Source organism: Pseudomonas sp. P1.31 (assembly GCF_001269815.1).
GTDB lineage: Bacteria > Pseudomonadota > Gammaproteobacteria > Pseudomonadales > Pseudomonadaceae > Aquipseudomonas > Aquipseudomonas rustica.
Genome location: NZ_LHVN01000011.1, coordinates 22,922 through 41,115, shown reverse-complemented (window position 1 = coordinate 41,115; position 18,194 = coordinate 22,922). Strand labels below are relative to the sequence as shown.

Below are 18,194 nucleotides of genomic sequence, written 5' to 3'. Positions count from 1 at the left end.
GGTCGTCCTCACGACTTGCAATACATCGGCCAAGTCCCTTGCCCTCCGGGCCTTTGAGCATGGTCTACGCTTATCTGGCACCTGCCGATATCGACCAAATAAAAGGCCTGGCGCGAGGCCACCGACATCAAAGTGTCATCCAGCCCCCTTAAATTGGCTCAGGTATTGCTGACCTAGACCAACAACCACCGCAATCGCAGCGTTGAACACGACCAAGGAGCTTCGGAATGAAACAGCTTTTCCTGGCAACACTGTTAGGCTCGACCATTGCACTGTGCACCTCCGCCATGGCGGCCGGCACCGATCTGAAAACCCTCGAAGCCGCTGCGAAAGCGGAAGGCGCCGTCAACAGCGTCGGCATGCCGGATGACTGGGCCAACTGGAAAGGCACCTGGGAAGACCTGGCCAAGACCTACGGCCTGAAACACATCGACACCGACATGAGTTCCGCCCAGGAAATCGCCAAGTTCGCCGCTGAAAAAGACAACGCCACCGCCGACATCGGCGACGTCGGTGCCGCTTTCGGCCCGATCGCGGTCAAGCAAGGCGTGGTGCAACCGTACAAGCCAAGCACCTGGGATCAGGTTCCGGACTGGGCCAAGGACAAGGACGGCAACTGGGCACTGGCCTACACCGGCACCATCGCCTTTATCGTCAACAAAAAGCTGCTGCACGGTTCCGAAGTACCGACCAAATGGGCTGACCTCAAGGGCGGCAAATACAAGGTCTCGATTGGTGACGTGAGCACCGCCGCCCAAGCTGCCAACGGCGTACTCGCTGCGGCACTGGCCAACGGTGGCGACGAGAAAAACATCAAGCCTGCGCTGCTGTTGTTTGCCGACATTGCCAAGCAAGGTCGCCTGTCGATGGCCAACCCGACCATCGCCACCATGGAAAAAGGCGAGATCGAAGTCGGTGTGGTCTGGGACTTCAACGGCCTGAGCTACAAAGCCAAAATGGCCAACCCGGATGACTACGTGGTGCTGATCCCGTCCGACGGCTCGGTGATTTCCGGCTACACCACGATCATCAACAAGTACGCGAAAAACCCTAACGCCGCCAAGCTGACCCGCGAATACATCTTCAGCGACGCCGGCCAGACCAACCTCGCTCGCGGCAACGCGCGCCCGATCCGCGCCGAGCACCTGCAACTGCCGGAAGACGTGAAAGCCAAACTGCTGCCAAACGAGCAGTACAAAAAGGTCACCCCGATCAAAGACGCCGATGCGTGGGAAAAAACCTCCAAAGCCCTGCCACAGGCTTGGAACGAAGAAGTCATCGTAGAGATGAAGTAATCCTTCATCTGTAGGAGCTGCCGCAGGCTGCGATCTTTTGATCTTGCCCTTTAAAAGCAACATCAAAAGATCGCAGCCTGCGGCAGCTCCTACAGGGGTTGGTTCCAGTTTTGTTTTCGGAGTTTTTGCCCCTATGAAGCACAACGTCATCCTTGTCGTGCTCGACGGTCTCAACTACGAGGTCGCGCGCCACGCCATGGGGCATCTGCAGGCTTATGTTGGCGCAGGACGCGCCGCGCTCTACCAGTTGGAGTGCGAGCTGCCGGCCCTGTCCCGACCGCTTTATGAATGCATCCTCACCGGCGTGCCGCCGATCGACAGCGGCATCGTCCACAACAACGTTTCGCGCCTGTCCAATCAGCGCAGCATTTATCATTACGCCCGCGATGCCGGTCTGAAAACCGCCGCCGCGGCGTATCACTGGGTCAGCGAGCTGTACAACCGCTCGCCCTTCGTCGCCGCCCGCGACCGCCACACTGACAATCTGTCGCTGCCGATCCAGCACGGGCATTTCTACTGGAGCGATCACTACCCGGATTCGCACCTGTTCGCCGACGCGGAAAACCTGCGCCTGCGCCACGATCCGAACTTCCTGCTGATCCACCCGATGAACATCGACGACGCCGGGCACAAGCACGGCCTCGACTCTTCGCAGTACCGCAACAGTGCGCGCTCGGCCGACATCATCCTCGCCGACTATCTGCAGAGCTGGCTCGACACCGGCTATCAAATACTGGTGACCGCCGACCACGGCATGAACAACGACCGTTCGCACAACGGCCTGTTGCCGGAAGAACGCCAAGTGCCGCTGTTCGTCCTTGGTGATGCATTCAGCCTCGACGCTGACGCCGCACCGAAACAGACGGAAATCTGCGGCACGGTCTGCGAACTGCTCGGCGTGCCCCACGACAAACCTGTGTGCCGGGAGCTGCTCAAGTGAACGCCATGACTCGCGGCAAATGGCTGGCGGCACTGTGCCTGGTGCCCTTCGCGCTGTTCTTTATCGTTTTCGAAATCGCCCCGCTGGTCTGGGTGATGATCAACAGCCTGCAATCGGAAGAGTTCGGTTGGGGCATCGAAAACTTCACCAAGATCTTCAATTCGAAGTTCTATTTGCAGGCGATCCAGTACAGCCTGGAGATCAGTTTCTGGTCGAGTGTGTTCGGCATCATCATTGCCGTGCTCGGGGCGTATTCCCTGCGCCGGGTCGACTCGAAACTGCGCAACTTCGTCAACGCCTTCGCCAACATGACCAGCAACTTTGCCGGCGTGCCGCTGGCCTTCGCCTTCATCATCCTGCTCGGTTTCAACGGCAGCATCACCATCATGCTGAAGCAGTCGGGGATCATTCAGGACTTCAACCTGTACTCGAAAACCGGGTTGATCATCCTCTACACCTATTTCCAGATTCCCCTCGGCGTGCTGCTGCTCTACCCGGCCTTCGACGCCTTGCGTGAAGACTGGCGCGAATCCGCAGCGTTGCTCGGCGCCAATGGCTGGCAGTTCTGGCGGCACATCGGTTTGCCAGTGCTGACACCTGCTTTGCTCGGTACGTTTGTGATTCTGCTGGCCAACGCCCTCGGCGCCTACGCCACGGTGTATGCACTGACGACGGGCAACTTCAACGTCCTGCCGATCCGGATTGCTGCGATGGTCTCCGGCGACATTTCCCTCGACCCGAATCTGGCCAGCGCTCTGGCCGTGGTGCTGGTGGCGCTGATGACCATCGTCACCGTCGTGCATCAACTGCTGTTGAAGAGGAGCTACCATGTCTCGCGCTGAATCCGGCCCGGCCGGCCTCTACCACCGCGTCGTGGTTTATCTGCTGTTTGCGATCCTCTTGCTGCCGCTGGCAGGCACGCTGGTCTACTCGATCGCCAGCAGTTGGTCGGCGACCATTTTGCCCAGCGGTTTCACTTTCAAGTGGTACATCCAGTTGTGGAGCGACCCGCGCTTCCTTCACGCGTTCGGCCAGTCATTGCTGGTCTGCGTCGGCGCGCTGGTGCTGTCAGTGGTGTTGATTCTGCCGCTGCTGTTCGTCGTGCATTACCACTTCCCGAAACTCGATGCGCTGATGAACATCCTGATCCTGCTGCCCTTCGCGGTGCCGCCGGTGGTGTCGTCGGTGGGCCTGTTGCAGCTCTACGGTTCCGGGCCGATGGCGATGGTCGGCACGCCTTGGATTCTGATCGGCTGCTACTTCACCGTGGCGCTGCCGTTCATGTACCGGGCGATCACCAACAACCTGCAAGCGATCAACCTGCGCGACCTGATGGACGCCGCGCAACTGCTCGGCGCCAGCACCTTTCAGGCAGCGATTCTGGTGGTGCTGCCCAACCTGCGCAAAGGCCTGATGGTCGCGTTGCTGCTGTCGTTCTCGTTCCTGTTCGGTGAGTTCGTTTTCGCCAACATTCTGGTCGGCACGCGTTACGAAACCCTGCAGGTTTATTTGAACAACATGCGCAACAGCAGCGGCCACTTCACCAGTGCGCTGGTCATCTCGTATTTCTTTTTCGTGCTGGTCCTGACCTGGATCGCCAACATCTTGAACAAGGACAAAAGCGAATGAGCTATGTCAGCGTCCAACACCTGCAGAAAAATTACGCGGGCACCCCGGTGTTCAGCGACATCAACTGCGAGATCAACAAAGGCGAATTCGTCACCCTGCTCGGCCCGTCCGGTTGCGGCAAATCTACGCTGCTGCGCTGCATCGCCGGCCTGACGCCGGTCGATGGAGGCCAGATCCTGCTGGATGGCGTCGACATTGTGCCGCTGACACCGCAAAAACGCGGGATCGGCATGGTCTTCCAGAGCTACGCGCTGTTCCCCAACATGACCGTCGAGCAGAACGTCGCATTCGGTTTGCGCATGCAGAAGGTCAACGCCGACGACAGTCATAAACGCGTGTCGGAAGTATTGAAACTGGTTGAACTCATCGACTTCGCCAGCCGCTATCCGCATCAACTCTCCGGTGGTCAATGCCAGCGTGTCGCCCTCGCCCGTTCGCTGGTCACGCGCCCACGTTTGTTGCTATTGGATGAACCGCTGTCAGCACTCGATGCACGAATTCGCAAACACCTGCGCGAACAGATCCGTCAGATTCAGCGCGAACTCGGCCTGACCACGATCTTCGTCACACACGATCAGGAAGAAGCGCTGACCATGTCTGATCGCATTTTCCTGATGAATCAGGGAAAAATCGTACAGAGCGGCGACGCCGAAACCTTGTACACCGCGCCAGTCGACGTGTTCGCCGCAGGCTTTATCGGCAACTACAACCTGCTCGACGCCGAAGCCGCGTCGAAACTGTTGCAGCGCCCGATCAACCATCGCATCGCCATTCGCCCGGAAGCCATCGAACTGAGCCTCAACGGCGAACTCGACGCGCAGATCCGCAGCCACAGCCTGCTCGGCAATGTCATTCGCTATCGCATCGAAGCGCGCGGCGTGGAATTGGTGGTGGATGTGCTCAATCGTTCGGCGGCTGATCTGCATCCCGACGGTCAGCGTCTGGCGCTTTCCATCGATCCGACGGCCCTGTGCGAAGTCGCTTAAAAGCAGCTGCACGCTTCGAGCTACAAGCTTCAAGTTGTAGACTGCGGCGTAGCTGATTCCAATTCTTGCAGCTCGAAGCTTGTAGCTCGCAGCTGTTCTCGGAGAGAACTGATGGCCCTGGCAATTTTTGATCTGGACGAAACGTTGATCCACGGCGACTGCGCCACCCTCTGGAGCGAGCAGATGGGGCGCCTGGGCTGGGTCGATCCCGAGTCGTTCATGCGCAAGAACAACGAACTGATGGACGCCTACAGCCATGGCAAATTACGCATGGAAGAGTACATGGCGTTCAGCCTCGAACCGCTGATCGGCCGTACGCCAGAAGAAGTCGAGCACCTGGTCGGGCCGTGGGTTGAAGACTTTATCGAACCGATCATCTTCAGCGACGCGACCAAAACCATCGCCGCGCACCGAAAGGCCGGCGACCGGATTCTGGTGATCTCGGCGTCGGGCACGCACCTGGTCAGACCGATTGCCGATCGACTCGGCATCGACGAGATTCTGGGGATTGAACTGGAAGTCGCACACGGCGTTTACAGCGGCCAGACCGTGGGCACGTTGACCTACCGTGAAGGCAAGATCACTCGCTTGCTGGAGTGGCTGGACGCTGAGGAAGAGAACCTCGAAGGCGCGAGTTTTTATTCCGACTCACGCAATGACCTGCCATTGCTGCTGAAAGTGGATTTCCCGCACGTGGTCAACCCGGATCCGGTGCTGCTCGAGCACGCCGAAAAAGCCGGCTGGCCCATCCATCTCTGGAAATAAAAGCAAAAGATCGCAGCCTTCGGCAGCTCCTACATTTGGAATGCAATCCCCCTGTAGGAGCTGCCGAAGGCTGCGATCTTTTGACCTTGCTCTGATCTCAGCTCAAACTTTCGTCAATCACCAACACCAGTTTCCCAGCCACCGTATTACTCGCCAGCTCGGCAAACGCCGCCTCGGCATCCTTCACCGCAAACGCCTTGGCCAACTGCGGACTCAATCGCCCCTCAGCAAACAATGGCCACACCTGCTGGCCCAAATCGCTCAACAGATCCGCCTTGAACTGATCATCACGGCTGCGCAACGTCGAGCCCAGCAACTGCACGCGCTTACCCAACACCTGCGCCAGATCCAGTTTCGCTTCGCGGCCACCCATCAAACCGATCAGCACCCAACGCCCGTCCAGCGCCATCAGCTTCAGATTCAGCGCCGAATAATTACCGCCCACCGGATCGAGAATCACATCAAACGACCCGAAGTCGCGCAGGCTCTCCAGATCGTCAGTGCGCAGCACCCCGCCCTGAGCCCCCAGCGCCTCGCAATAGGCCAAACGCTCGGCTGAACCGACGCTGACCCAGCACGGATTGCCAAACGCCTTGCACAGCTGAATGGCGGCTGAACCGATTCCACTTGCCCCGGCGTGCAAGAGAACTTTCTCACCCGGTTTGAGCGCCGCAAGTTGAAACACATTCAGCCAGACTGTTGCGTAAACCTCGGGCAATGCCGCCGCTTCAATCAACGAAACGCCTTCGGGAACCGGCAGCACGTGCCGCCCGTCAACCACCACCTCTTCGGCCATGCCGCCCCCGGCCAGCAAGGCGCAGACCCGATCGCCGACCTGCCACGAACTGCCCGCGCCAACCTCGCTGATGACCCCGGAACACTCCAGACCGAGCACGTCGCTTGCGCCCGGCGGTGGCGGATAGAGACCGGCTTTCTGTAATAAATCGGCGCGATTGAGGCCGGCTGCCGCCACTCGAATGCGAACTTGTCCTACATCACATGTAGGACTCGGAGTCTCAACCCACGCCACTTGACCTTCCACGCCTTGCAATGCCTTCACAGTGCCTCCATAGTGAGTCTGGACTGAGCCCGAAGCTGTAGCGCCGGGCTTTTTGCATTATGCGACCGGCTCTCGTAGAACCGGCGACTTCAAAGACGGCCTAATATGCGTTATCAATTGTCCCCGCGTCGAATCAGCATGAAGCATCTGCTCCCAAGCACCGCCCTCGCTCTATTCATCGGTATCGGTATTTTGCCGATGTCGGGCAATACCTTCGCTGCCAACAGCTGGGACAAATTGCAGCCTGATCGCGATGAAGTCATCGCCAGCCTGAACGTCGTCGAGTTGCTCAAGCGTCACCACTACAGCAAGCCGCCGCTCGACGATGCGCGCTCGGTGATCATCTACGACAGCTACATCAAGCTGCTGGATCCGTCGCGCAGCTATTTCATGGCCAGCGACATCGCCGAATTCGACAAGTGGAAGACGCAGTTCGACGACTTCCTCAAAAGCGGCGACCTCAACGCCGGCTTCACCATCTACAAGCGTTATCTGGATCGCGTCAAATCGCGTCTGGACTTCGCCATCGCCGAGCTGAACAAAGGCGTCGACAAGATGGACTTCAACACCAAGGAAACCTTGCTGATCGATCGCAAGGACGCCCCTTGGCTGAAATCCACTGCAGAACTTGATGACCTGTGGCGCAAACGCGTCAAGGACGAAGTCCTGCGCCAGAAGATCGCCGGCAAAGATCCGAAGCAGATTCAGGAAACCCTGACCAAGCGCTACAAAAACCAGTTGGCGCGCCTGGATCAGACCCGTCCGGAAGACATCTTCCAGGCGTACATCAACACCTTCGCCATGTCGTACGACCCGCACACCAACTATCTGTCGCCGGATAACGCGGAAAACTTCGACATCAACATGAGCCTGTCCCTCGAGGGCATCGGCGCTGTGTTGCAGAGCGACAACGACCAGGTGAAAGTCGTGCGTCTGGTGCCGGCAGGCCCGGCCGACAAGACCAAACAGGTCGCCCCGGCGGACAAGATCATCGGCGTTGCCCAAGGCAACAAAGAGATGGTCGACGTGGTCGGCTGGCGTCTGGACGAAGTGGTCAAACTGATTCGCGGCCCGAAAGGCACCGTGGTGCGTCTGGAAGTGATTCCGGCGAGCAATGCGCCGAACGATCAGACCACCAAGATCGTGCCGATCACCCGTGAAGCGGTGAAGCTCGAAGACCAGGCGGTGAAGAAGTCCATCCTCAACCTGAAACAGGACGGTAAGGACTACAAGCTCGGCGTCATCGAGATTCCGGCCTTCTACCTCGACTTCAAAGCGTTCCGCGCCGGTGATCCGGACTACAAGAGCACCACCCGCGACGTTAAAAAACTGCTGACTGAACTGCAGAAAGAAAAAGTCGACGGTGTGGTTATCGACCTGCGCAACAACGGCGGCGGCTCCCTCCAGGAAGCCACCGAGCTGACCAGTCTGTTCATCGACAAAGGCCCGACCGTACTGGTGCGTAATGCCGATGGCCGTGTCGACGTGCTCGAAGATGAAAACCCGGGCGCGTTCTACAAAGGCCCGATGGCGCTGCTGGTCAACCGCTTGTCCGCCTCGGCTTCGGAGATTTTCGCCGGCGCCATGCAGGACTATCACCGCGCGCTGATCATCGGTGGCCAGACCTTCGGTAAAGGCACCGTGCAGACCATTCAGCCGCTGAACCATGGCGAACTGAAACTGACCCTGGCCAAGTTCTACCGGGTCTCCGGTCAGAGCACCCAGCATCAGGGCGTGCTGCCGGACATCGACTACCCGTCGCTGATCGACACCAAGGAAATTGGCGAAAGCGCTCTGCCGGAAGCCATGCCGTGGGACACCATCCGCGCGGCCATCAAACCGGCGGCCGATCCGTTCAAACCGTATCTGGCTCAGCTCAAATCCGAGCATGACGCCCGCACGGCGAAAGACGCGGAGTTCGTGTTCATCCGTGACAAGCTGGCACTCGCGCAGAAACTGATGGAAGAAAAAACCGTCAGCCTCAATGAAACCGAGCGTCGCGCGCAACACACCGACATCGACGCCAAGCAACTGGCGATGGAAAACATCCGTCGCAAAGCCAAAGGCGAAGAGCCGCTCAAAGAGCTGAAGAAAGAAGACGACGACGCCCTCACGGCCGCCGAGCCGGACAAGGTTAAACCAGAAGACGATGCCTACCTGAGCGAAACCGGGCGCGTGCTGCTGGATTACCTGAAGCTGAGCAATCAGGTGGCGAAGAAGTAAGTGATGGCAATTTAATGCTGACGATCCCCGGATCGTCATCAAACAGTCATCATTCTGTCGTGCAATAAAGGACTGGGAGCCACTCTCCAACGAGAGCGCTCCCAGTCCTTTTTTTATCGCCAGAGATTGCCATGACCACGACCGAACAGCTGAGTGCCTTGAGCTCGATCCTGACTCAAAGCGGATTGCACAGCCTGTTCCAGCCGATCATCTGCCTCTCCGAGCGCCGCATTCTCGGCTACGAAGCGCTGACACGCGGCCCGTCCAACAGCCCTCTTCACTCGCCGATTGCCTTGTTCGCCGTGGCGCGACAGGCCGGACGTTTGAGTGAGCTGGAAATCGCCTGCCGCCAAAGCGCTTGCCGTCGTTTCAATGAACAGCAACTGCCGGGCAAACTGTTTCTCAACGTCTCGCCCGAGTCATTACTCGAAGCAGCGCATCAACCGGGACGCACACTGCAACTACTGCAGGACTTCGGCATTCCACCCAGCCAGGTCGTCATTGAACTGACCGAACAAACACCCATCGACGACTTCCAGCTGCTGCAAACCGCACTGCATCACTACCGCGCGATGGGCTTCTCCATCGCGCTGGATGATCTTGGCGCCGGTTATTCGAGCCTGCGCCTGTGGTCGGAGCTGCGCCCGGATTACGTGAAGATCGATCGACACTTCATCGACGGCATCCATCAGGATGCGCTGAAACGCGAATTCGTCGGCTCGATCCTGCAAATCGCCAAAGCCTCCCGCGCGCAAGTCATCGCCGAAGGCATCGAACTGCCGGAAGAACTCGCGGTGCTCACCGAAATGGGCGTCGACCTGGTGCAGGGCTACTTGCTCGGCCGCCCACAGGAACACCCACCGCGCGACGCCCGCACGTTGATGCCCAAACACGACAGCAGCAGCGTTGCGCTGAACGACGAAGGCAGCGACCTCAGCGCACTGCTCAACGACCAACCCGCCGTAGCGCGTGACACACCGACCGCCACCGTGCTGGAAGCCTTCCGCCGCCAGGCCAACCTCAACTCACTGGCCGTACTCGATGAACAGGGTCAGCCGTGTGGCATCGTCCATCGCCATTCCTTGTCGGATGCGCTGCTCAAACCGTTTGCCACTGACTTGTTTGCGCGTAAACCGATTAGCCGATTGATGAATGACGACTTTCTCGCGGTGGAAATGAGTCAGTCGTTGCAGCAAGTGAGCCGCCTCATCACCAGCCGCGCCCGTCAGCGGATCGAAGAAGATTTCATCATCACCCTCAACGGCAGCTACCTCGGTCTCGGCCGGGTGATCGACGTGCTCAAACTCATCACCGAACTGAAAATCCAACAGGCACGCTACGCCAACCCGCTGACCTTGCTACCCGGCAATGTGCCGATTCAGCAGTGCCTCACCCGCCTGCTGCAACAGGGTCGAGAATCAGTCATCTGCTACGTCGACATCGACAGCTTCAAACCCTTCAACGATATCTACGGGTACGGACGCGGGGACGAAGTGTTGTTGTGTCTCGCGCAATGCCTGAATGAACGCGTCGACCCCACCCGAGATTTCGTTGGCCACATTGGTGGCGACGACTTCCTGTTAGTCCTCGGCCCTGAAGACTGGCGCAAACGACTCAATCAACTACTCGACGACTTCCAAAGCCAATGCCGCCGCTTCTATCGCCCGGAACACCTTGAGGCTGGATGCTTTATCGCGCCGAATCGCCAAGGCGTGCGGCAGGAGTTTCCGCTGCTGTCGCTGTCCATTGGCGTCGTGCATCTGCATCCCGAGGCCTGCGCACAGCTTGATGCCAGTCAGCTTGCGGAAATGGCTTCGCAGGCGAAGCATCATGCGAAGAATGTTCCGGGGTATAGCGTGTATCTGTTGGATAGCCTGTTCGCACAGCCACCTGCAGAAGCACTTACACTCGAACATCGGTGATTCGACATAACCGAATTCGTGCAACCAGCATCTTCACCCTATAAATGCCCCCAAAACTTACAAAATAGCAGCGAGCACCAAGTCGCGGTTACCAAGTTGATGAGTCTTCTTGGCTGGCTTTGGAAAGCTCGTCCATCCATGCTTCGGACAACTGAAAGTACATGTTTTCGAAAAATGCCCTTGGATCACTCATCTCATCCCAGCCGTCTGGTAGCAAGGAGTGAGAGTATGGATCATGCTCCAGCACCTCTTGAAAGACATCACCGCTTTCTTCAAGCGCCTCTCCCAACACAGCAAACAAAACGAACTTATGCCGATGGCTCAGTTTCGAAAACCGCTTGATTACGTACCTGGATATTAAAATACTCCTGTCTGATGGATCCTCAGGATCGTACGCAGACAGCGTCTCACCCAAGCTTTCTTCGCGATCATACGTATCAAACCCACCGAGAAAGTGAGACAACCTTGGACGATAAGGAATATCAAGATAAGGATGCATCAACATTATGCTTTCTCTATCGGATAAAGAGCCCAAGGCTCCTGCGTCTCGAAATCAAATCTCATTTCAAAACCATACATTTCAGAGATGTAGCGTGGATCAGATGGATTTGCGGGATTTGGCTCATATCCTTCACCAATATTTTCAGTCTCCATTCGCACTACCAGATTTCCCATACTATCCTCTCCCGTGAAGCAAGGCATTTTTCTGGACTCTCTCGTCATCGCCTCGTTATATGCATTCATTTGTGCTCTGTGACTCAAAAAGCGAGAACTATGAACTCCTCGGAATTTTTTAAATTTAGCAACAGCCCCCTCATTTAATGCTCGCTCATGGCTAGCCGATTCTTCAACTTCCTGAAACTGAAGCTTCGACCTTTGCATCACAAACAAGCCTATAACTTTACAACAAAACAAAATCCTTGATAACAAACCAACTTTACGACTCTGCTCAACCACAATACCCACTCCTCTTAGAGCCACTTTCTTATTCAACGAATAACAAATAACACTAACAATCCTAGAAACACTTAAATATCATTATGCGAAGCCTCACTAAACAGTACAGAAATGTGCTTCAACCACGAACTCCCGTCTTGCCACTCATTCCAATAGCAATAGCAACAACCATTTTTTTTCAGCAAAAAATCTCGAGTTTCATTTTCTGAAATTTTCATCGCCAAAAGAGAGTCGATTTCCTTTACCACCTTCTCAAGTACGCGAGATTCCGAGTCCGCTATGAAAGATTTAACAACATCATCTGCTGAGTCAAACTCACACATCCAGTCCTCATGAAAATAGGCCCCGAAAAACTGAAACAGGCTAGGAAAATCTTCAATTGTCATTTACAAATCCCGTCAAAATAAAGTATCCAAGCGGTGAAGTTGCATCTCGCCGCAACACCAATCTAATGCTAGACAAAGGCTCCAACCTTCCGCTCTGCCTCACTACACCCACCCCTGCAGGAGCTGACACCTGTTCATTAATTACAAGTTTTATTGCATTACCCTGCACAAAATTATCAATTGTCACCTTATTGTTTCTAATAACATTCGAGAGTGCAGCTTCAGCTTCTGACCTATTTAGAAATGTTGACGCAATAGGTATGTTCGGCTCGGCCGCTAGCCTAGCTCTGAGTTGAGCCTCCGATCTATCTACATGTCTCGCAATAGAATGTCCACCGCGAGTCTCATGGGCTTCTAATCCTCCACCTGGAACAATTTCGCTATAAGGTCCATCAGCAGGAATGCCTCCGGGGCAGTTACAGCTCAACCCCAACGGATCCACCCACCCAATCGGATTCGGCGTGTACTGGTACTGATTCAACCCACCCGCCAGCTTCACCGGATCCGGCGTCAAATACCGTCCCAGCCGCGGGTCGTAATACCGATGTCGGTTGTAGTGCAACCCACTTTCCGCGTCGAAATACTGCCCCTGAAACCGCAGCGGCTGATCCAGGTATTCCTCAGCCGCCAACGTCACCGCCGCGACTTTTCCATAGGCATCGTACTGCGCCGACCAGACGATTTCCCCGCTGTAATCGGTCAGCTCCAGCGGCGTGCCGAGGTGGTCGTTCTGGTAGTAAAACGGGCAGGCCTTTTTCGGGCCTTTGCCGTCGAGCAGTGCTAACGGACGGAAGGTGCCGGGGTCGTAGACGTAGCTGCGGTATTCGCTCTGGCTGCTTTCGGCGACGAGGTTGTCGCCTTGCCAGAAGAATTCAGTGGTGGCGCCGTCGACGGTTTTGCTGATGCGTCTGCCGAAAGCGTCGTAACGGTAAGACGCGGTTTTACCGTCAGGGCGAATCAGGCCGATCAGGCGGTGCTGGCAGTCGTAGCGGTATTCGGTGACGAGTTTGTGCGCGGTGCCGCGACGTTCGCGGATCAGGTTGCCGAAGGCGTCGTAGTCGTAATGGCGGTCGCCTTGCATCAACAGGCGGTTGCCTGTGATCTGGCTCGGGCCGGGGCGATCCTGCATGAGCAGGTTGCCGGCCGGGTCGTGGGCGTAGGTTTCCGGGAGTTCGTCGCGGGAGTGGCGGACGCGGGTCAGTCGGTCGAGGGCGTCGTAGTAATAGCTGCGCTGACCGTGGCGGCTATCGGCGATGCTCGCCAGGTTGCCGTTGACCGCGTAGCTGTAGTGGCGCAGGTACAGTGGGCTGGATTGTTGATTGACGGCGTGGGCCTGAAGGCGACCCTGTTCGTCGTAGTGATAGTGGCTGTGCAGCAAACCTTGCTGACGGGTTTGCTCGCGACCGAATTCGAACTGATGGGTGGTCAGGCGTGCGCCGTTGAGGTCGATCGCGGTCAGCGCGCCGCCCTTGGCATGGTGGTAATCGAGTTTGCTGTTGTCCGGCAGACGCATGCGCTTGAGCTGGCCGCAAGCGTCGTAGGCATAGCGCAGAGTGCCCCAGCCCTGGTGCTCGGTGATCAGCCGATCCTGGCGGTCGTATTCGAAGGCCAGCGGATGGTTTTGGCCATTATCGACACCGATCAAGCGACCGAGACTGTCGTACTGGTAGCTGACCTTCACTCCGTCCGGCAGGGTTTTAACCAGCAGACGCCCGGCGCCATCGCGTTCGTATGCGGTGACTAAACGTGAGTCGTCATCGCCAAACTCGGTCTTTTCCAGCAGATGCCCGTTGAGGTCATACACGTAAGCGGTACGGCGCCCATCGAAACCGGTTTCCTGTCGGATTAATCCGGTCGGCGTGTAGTCCAGCCGATATTTCTCACCCGACTCGTTCTCAATTTCCGTGAGCAACAGTTGGGCATGGTCGTAGCGATACTGAACCCGCGTGCCGTCGTGGTTAATGCGGCGGGAGACCAGATGCAGGTCATCGTCGTATTCATACCGGGTGACATGCCCCAGCTCATCACGCTCGGCGGTGACTTGCCCGTAAGCGCCGTAGCTATAAGCACGCGTGGCGCCCGTAGGAAAAGTCGTCTGAACCAGTCGGCCAACGGCGTCCCACTGCTGTCGCGTAACGGCGCCATGTTGATCAACCGTGGTCGTCCGCCGTCCCAAAGCATCGTAGGAAAAACGCCGTACGCCACCCTCAGGCAACGTTTCTTCAACCAGTTGGCCAAGATCATTCCAGGCCAGCAGATGACGGCTGGTGTCCGGATAACGGATCGAAACCAGTTGGCCGCGAACGCTGTAGTAGTAATGAGTCACCTGCCCGTCAGGATCGACAGCCTCGGTGATGTCGCCCTCGGCATTGCGCCGATAAATCCAAACCGCATCGCCACGCGAACGCCGATGCAGGAAACCATTGCGATACTCGTAGGACGTTGGCGCATCCGCTGCCGGAATCAGCGCGATCAGTCGTCCGACATCGTCATAGCGGTACTCGGTGACAGAACCCAAAGCATCCTGTTCTGCGATCAACCGTCCCTGATCGTCGTAGGCCTTGAGCTGCTCGCCACCATCCGCCTCAACCTTGCGCACCAGTCGCGCACGGTCGTCATGGACATAAACCTCTTCAGTGCCATCGACGTACTGCACCGCGACACTGCCGTCGTCGCTCCAGAGATAACGCGTGTCCATCTGCGAAAACGAAGCCCAATGCCTTACGCAACGTGCAGCCTTGCCGGCCCGTTCCCACTCCCAGAAAAAACTCGCGCCACCGGTCAGCTGTCGCTGCAGGATGACGTGCGCGTCGTCGTAGTCGTAGCGCTCGCTTTCACCTGCGGCATTGGTCGCCGCGAGCAAACGCTGACGCGCGTCATAGCAATAACTGACGAGGGTTTGCTCGGTACGCCACGCCTCGTCAAGGCGCTCGGCAGGATGAAAACTCTGATAGTCGATCGCGATCAGTTGCGCACGGTCGTAGCGCAACTGCAGCGCCCGCCCCGCGCCATTGTCGAGACGACTGATGCGATCCTGACGATCGCGGCTAATGCGTAAACGGTTGTCGTACGCATCGCTAAGCGCCGTCAGACGCCCGCCACGAAAGTGATAAAAACGCGCCGTTTCCCCGGCCAGCGCAAGAATCAGCTCCTCCGGCTCATCCCCAAGAAAAATCGCCGCCCGCGACAGGCTGTTGTGAATCGCCGGCCGCTCAACATTCGGCAGCGGAAACCGTGTGCGCCTATTCTCGTGATCGACCCAAACAACCGAGTCGCCATCAAATTCCAGCCGATGTGCCAGCGAATGGCTCCAGCCAAACCCCAGCCCGACATCGATTTCCACCGCACTGGTGCGATACAACCGAGTGAATTCAAACGGCAACACGCCGTCGAGCACAGCATCCGTCAGCGTCAACAGTTCCTCACCGGTGACCATCGACACCGGACAACCGTTGGTACACGTAGCCGAAGCGCAATCAGCGCTGTCCCCGTTGGGATTTTTCGCCTGATCCGGAGCGTCATCGTGGTGCTCGTCTTTCTTCAGCAAGGCGTTGCGCTTGGCATCCCAACGCAACTGCATCCGGCCTTTTTTCACCCCGGCGGCAATCCCGCGTGCAGCGACTTTTTTGTATTTGTCGACGTACTTGATGAAGCCTTCGACGATGGCAAACATCGCCTTCAGCAACCGCGTCAACGCTGACAACAACTGCGCGGCGCGGTCAGCCAGACGCAGCGCCAGATAAGCGATGCCGGCACCCGCACCGACGAAGGTCAGCACGACGCCGATCAGTACATCGATCAGCACCTGCACGATCATCATTGACGCCGCTTCGGCGGTTTTGCCGGCGATTTCGCTGGGCGGCAGCATCTCCAGCCAAAGGCTGGCGGTACGCAGCAGCAAACACAGCGCCGCTTCATCGCTCATCAGCAGTTGCAGCTTTTCCATGACATCGGGAGCCGTCTCCGCCAGCTCCTTCAACTGCGTGGCTCCAGCCCCCAACCGCTCGGCAAAGGCCCCGGGATCCTTGAGAATGTCCGAGAGCAAACCGATGCTGTCCCACACACCCTCGATCGCCGCCCAACTTCCGGCCAGCATGCCGTTGCTTGCCGATGTCGCCACCGATTGCGACCACTGCGGTTTAAAACCCTGCCACTCAACGCGCAGCCAGCCGTCGAGTTCATCGGTCAGGCCGTCGTAGGCTTTAAACAGGTCATCAACCTGGGCCGTGGTGACCTCGCTGTGCACCAGCACCCGATAGAACTTGCCCGCTGTGCCCTTGAACAAGCCTTTGCCTTGCGCATCAAGGGTTACGGGGGTGATTTCGCCACTGTCCATGGCGATCACATCGACGGTGATGTTGCCGAGCGCAATGTCGTACACCGACTCGAACTTGCTCTCGATCAACATCGGCCCGTCCTTCGGGCACTGGACGACGCCGGAGAAAAACTCGTTATCGGTACTGCTGACAACGGTGCTGTTTTCGCCGAAGCGGATGATCCGCTCCATGCCCATCAGCGACGGCAGATCCGCCGCGTGGCTGACGTTGTCTGCGGCACGGCTGGCCCAGTGCTTGAGCTGTTCGCGGTAGAGACTGAGGCTGGCGGGAAAGCTGTCGAGTTCTTGCTCGATGCGAGCGATGGCGTCCATCAGCGCACGTCAAAGCGCGAATTAGACGGGTTAATCGGGTCGAACATGAGCGTTCCCTCGCGCAAAAAAATAGGCGCGGGAACTGTGCGGGGGATCAATCAGGAAAGAAGTCGGCCAAGTAGGCGATGGTTGTAGGACTAATCTGTAAACGCTTGCCCACAGCTAAACAAAACAGCGAAAACGCAAACAGGGCGTGAGGTTTCCCTCACGCCCTGTTTATTAATGACGAGATTTACTGGCTGGAATCGCGCGAACTCAATTCTTGCAGTTTGTGCTCGGCCAATGGGTGCCCAGCCTTGGCGGCCATGCTCCACCAGCGCGCAGCCTCCTCTGGATCCGGCGCCTTGCTCGGCGTACCGGCAAGGCTGATCACGCCGACCTGATAGGCCGCTTTGCCATCGCCGGCCAGTGCCGCCAGACGCAGCAGTCGCACGCCCTCTTCACGCGCGCCCAGCCCCACACCGCGAAAGGTCAGGATGTGCCCATAGAAGCTTTGCGCGCCGACATCACCGAGGTTGGCCATGCGCGCAAATTGCCCTTCCATCCAGCGCCAGATGCGCGGCTGGCGAACACACCACGACCAATGAAACAGCCTACGGGCCAGCCAGTAACTGGCCCGCGCCTTGAGGCGTAAAAACACTCAGGCCTCCGCCGATTCCGGGTACTCGTATTCGAACACTCTGACCACTTCGGAAGCGTGCCAAGACGCGGCGGCAACACCATCGGAAGGCCCGGAAAAACGCCCCAGACGTTCAACACATTCAAAAAAACCGGTGCGCGGTAAACGGCTCGCGCCTTGGCTGATTACCAGTGAACTGCGCAGCGGTTGCTCGGCCTTGGCATCCAGCGCGGCGAGATGTTCAAGTGCAGCGGTCAGGGTTTGCATGGCCGGTGTCGGCAGTTGCAGACGCTCAAGCAAGGCGCGATACGTCAGCAGATGACGCTGTCGGCGCGCCTGATCCAGCTCCCCCAGCAACCCGTCCCAATGTTGACGACTGATGCGTACGCTCACGATTCATCCCTCCAACCTGGCACCGTCAATTCCCAGGCCAGGCTGCGGCGAATCGCGGCGTCGGGCGCACGCTCACCACTTTCGATCATGGCCAGATAAGACGGGCTGATGCCTACCGTGCGGGCCAGCGCCTCGATGGCGATGCCCTTCCCTTCGCGCAAACTGCGGAGTTGATCCAGACCTGGAAGAATCGGGTCTGAAGTGGCCGCGACAGGCGCTGGGGCCGGACGCGACGGTGTTTCGTTGAGACCTGCTGCTTTGAGTAACGCCTGATATTGAGCCCATGGCAGAACCGCGTATTCGGGTTCGCCATCGCGTGCAATTATCTGAATATCCATGACTACCCCGTAGGACAACAACACTTAGCGAGT

The 18,194-nt window shown here is 57.7% G+C and carries 16 protein-coding genes; 8 read left to right on the top strand and 8 right to left on the bottom strand.

Annotation, left to right across the window (positions count from 1 at the left end; translation table 11 throughout):
- Positions 1–227 precede the first annotated feature (227 nt).
- The 6 genes from AD669_RS08290 to AD669_RS08265 all read left to right on the top strand — a co-directional run bounded on the left by AD669_RS08290 (position 228) and on the right by AD669_RS08265 (position 5,615).
- Positions 228–1,295 (top strand): ABC transporter substrate-binding protein, encoded by a 1,068-nt coding sequence (locus AD669_RS08290; RefSeq protein WP_008083842.1) that lies wholly within the window; start codon positions 228–230, stop codon positions 1,293–1,295.
- Positions 1,296–1,428: 133 nt separating this feature from the next.
- Positions 1,429–2,235 carry an alkaline phosphatase family protein gene (locus AD669_RS08285; RefSeq protein WP_053118625.1) on the top strand — a complete coding sequence of 269 codons (807 nt, stop codon included), beginning with the start codon at positions 1,429–1,431 and terminating at the stop codon, positions 2,233–2,235.
- A 5-nt stretch (positions 2,236–2,240) separates the two neighbouring features.
- Entirely contained in the window at positions 2,241–3,077 is an 837-nt protein-coding gene (locus AD669_RS08280) for an ABC transporter permease subunit (protein ID WP_162130782.1), read from the top strand.
- Positions 3,064–3,864: an ABC transporter permease gene (locus AD669_RS08275; protein WP_008083711.1), complete on the top strand. Its 801-nt coding sequence runs from the start codon at positions 3,064–3,066 to the stop codon at positions 3,862–3,864. Before AD669_RS08280 ends, AD669_RS08275 begins: the two co-directional genes overlap by 14 nt.
- Complete coding sequence (locus AD669_RS08270) at positions 3,861–4,850, top strand: ABC transporter ATP-binding protein (protein WP_053118623.1); 990 nt, start codon at positions 3,861–3,863, stop codon at positions 4,848–4,850. Before AD669_RS08275 ends, AD669_RS08270 begins: the two co-directional genes overlap by 4 nt.
- A gap of 111 nt (positions 4,851–4,961) precedes the next feature.
- Positions 4,962–5,615 (top strand): HAD family phosphatase, encoded by a 654-nt coding sequence (locus tag AD669_RS08265; RefSeq protein ID WP_053118621.1) that lies wholly within the window; start codon positions 4,962–4,964, stop codon positions 5,613–5,615.
- Positions 5,616–5,712: 97 nt separating this feature from the next.
- On the opposite strand, the gene AD669_RS08260 is transcribed toward AD669_RS08265, so the two are convergent.
- On the bottom strand, positions 5,713–6,675 hold the full coding sequence (locus AD669_RS08260; RefSeq protein WP_053118619.1) for a zinc-binding dehydrogenase: 963 nt from the start codon (positions 6,673–6,675) through the stop codon (positions 5,713–5,715).
- Between the two features lie 138 nt (positions 6,676–6,813).
- On the opposite strand from AD669_RS08260, the gene AD669_RS08255 reads away from it, so the two are divergent.
- Both AD669_RS08255 and AD669_RS08250 read left to right on the top strand, forming a co-directional pair.
- A complete protein-coding gene (locus AD669_RS08255; RefSeq protein ID WP_172680089.1) occupies positions 6,814–8,898 on the top strand; it encodes a carboxy terminal-processing peptidase in 2,085 nt (694 codons plus the stop codon).
- Between the two features lie 131 nt (positions 8,899–9,029).
- On the top strand, positions 9,030–10,820 hold the full coding sequence (locus tag AD669_RS08250) for a bifunctional diguanylate cyclase/phosphodiesterase (protein ID WP_053118615.1): 1,791 nt from the start codon (positions 9,030–9,032) through the stop codon (positions 10,818–10,820).
- An 88-nt stretch (positions 10,821–10,908) separates the two neighbouring features.
- Here AD669_RS08250 and AD669_RS08245 read toward each other — a convergent pair whose 3' ends face one another.
- From AD669_RS08245 to AD669_RS08215, 7 genes are all read right to left on the bottom strand, one after another.
- Positions 10,909–11,325: a hypothetical protein gene (locus AD669_RS08245; RefSeq protein ID WP_053118613.1), complete on the bottom strand. Its 417-nt coding sequence runs from the start codon at positions 11,323–11,325 to the stop codon at positions 10,909–10,911.
- On the bottom strand, positions 11,325–11,777 hold the full coding sequence (locus tag AD669_RS28740) for a hypothetical protein (protein ID WP_256218827.1): 453 nt from the start codon (positions 11,775–11,777) through the stop codon (positions 11,325–11,327). Before AD669_RS28740 ends, AD669_RS08245 begins: the two co-directional genes overlap by 1 nt.
- Before the next feature lie 71 nt (positions 11,778–11,848).
- Entirely contained in the window at positions 11,849–12,163 is a 315-nt protein-coding gene (locus AD669_RS08235) for a contact-dependent growth inhibition system immunity protein (RefSeq protein ID WP_053118611.1), read from the bottom strand.
- A complete protein-coding gene (locus AD669_RS08230) occupies positions 12,153–16,811 on the bottom strand; it encodes an RHS repeat-associated core domain-containing protein (protein WP_053118609.1) in 4,659 nt (1,552 codons plus the stop codon). Before AD669_RS08230 ends, AD669_RS08235 begins: the two co-directional genes overlap by 11 nt.
- A gap of 232 nt (positions 16,812–17,043) precedes the next feature.
- Complete coding sequence (locus AD669_RS08225; RefSeq protein WP_053118607.1) at positions 17,044–17,451, bottom strand: tetratricopeptide repeat protein; 408 nt, start codon at positions 17,449–17,451, stop codon at positions 17,044–17,046.
- Positions 17,452–17,823 (bottom strand): hypothetical protein, encoded by a 372-nt coding sequence (locus AD669_RS08220; RefSeq protein WP_003223109.1) that lies wholly within the window; start codon positions 17,821–17,823, stop codon positions 17,452–17,454.
- A complete protein-coding gene (locus tag AD669_RS08215) occupies positions 17,820–18,161 on the bottom strand; it encodes a helix-turn-helix transcriptional regulator (RefSeq protein WP_053118605.1) in 342 nt (113 codons plus the stop codon). Before AD669_RS08215 ends, AD669_RS08220 begins: the two co-directional genes overlap by 4 nt.
- Positions 18,162–18,194 lie beyond the last annotated feature (33 nt).

Excerpts from the sequence above, each read along its gene's own strand:
- AD669_RS08255 (WP_172680089.1), top strand. The coding sequence starts at position 6,814 with ATGAAGCATCTGCTCCCAAGCACCGCCCTCGCTCTATTCATCGGTATC.
- AD669_RS08235 (WP_053118611.1), bottom strand. The coding sequence starts at position 12,163 with ATGACAATTGAAGATTTTCCTAGCCTGTTTCAGTTTTTCGGGGCCTAT.
- AD669_RS08290 (WP_008083842.1), top strand. The coding sequence starts at position 228 with ATGAAACAGCTTTTCCTGGCAACACTGTTAGGCTCGACCATTGCACTG.
- AD669_RS08280 (WP_162130782.1), top strand. The coding sequence starts at position 2,241 with ATGACTCGCGGCAAATGGCTGGCGGCACTGTGCCTGGTGCCCTTCGCG.
- AD669_RS08230 (WP_053118609.1), bottom strand. The coding sequence starts at position 16,811 with ATGGACGCCATCGCTCGCATCGAGCAAGAACTCGACAGCTTTCCCGCC.
- AD669_RS08250 (WP_053118615.1), top strand. The coding sequence starts at position 9,030 with ATGACCACGACCGAACAGCTGAGTGCCTTGAGCTCGATCCTGACTCAA.
- AD669_RS08270 (WP_053118623.1), top strand. The coding sequence starts at position 3,861 with ATGAGCTATGTCAGCGTCCAACACCTGCAGAAAAATTACGCGGGCACC.
- AD669_RS08275 (WP_008083711.1), top strand. The coding sequence starts at position 3,064 with ATGTCTCGCGCTGAATCCGGCCCGGCCGGCCTCTACCACCGCGTCGTG.
- AD669_RS08285 (WP_053118625.1), top strand. The coding sequence starts at position 1,429 with ATGAAGCACAACGTCATCCTTGTCGTGCTCGACGGTCTCAACTACGAG.
- AD669_RS08265 (WP_053118621.1), top strand. The coding sequence starts at position 4,962 with ATGGCCCTGGCAATTTTTGATCTGGACGAAACGTTGATCCACGGCGAC.
- AD669_RS08215 (WP_053118605.1), bottom strand. The coding sequence starts at position 18,161 with ATGGATATTCAGATAATTGCACGCGATGGCGAACCCGAATACGCGGTT.
- AD669_RS08245 (WP_053118613.1), bottom strand. The coding sequence starts at position 11,325 with ATGTTGATGCATCCTTATCTTGATATTCCTTATCGTCCAAGGTTGTCT.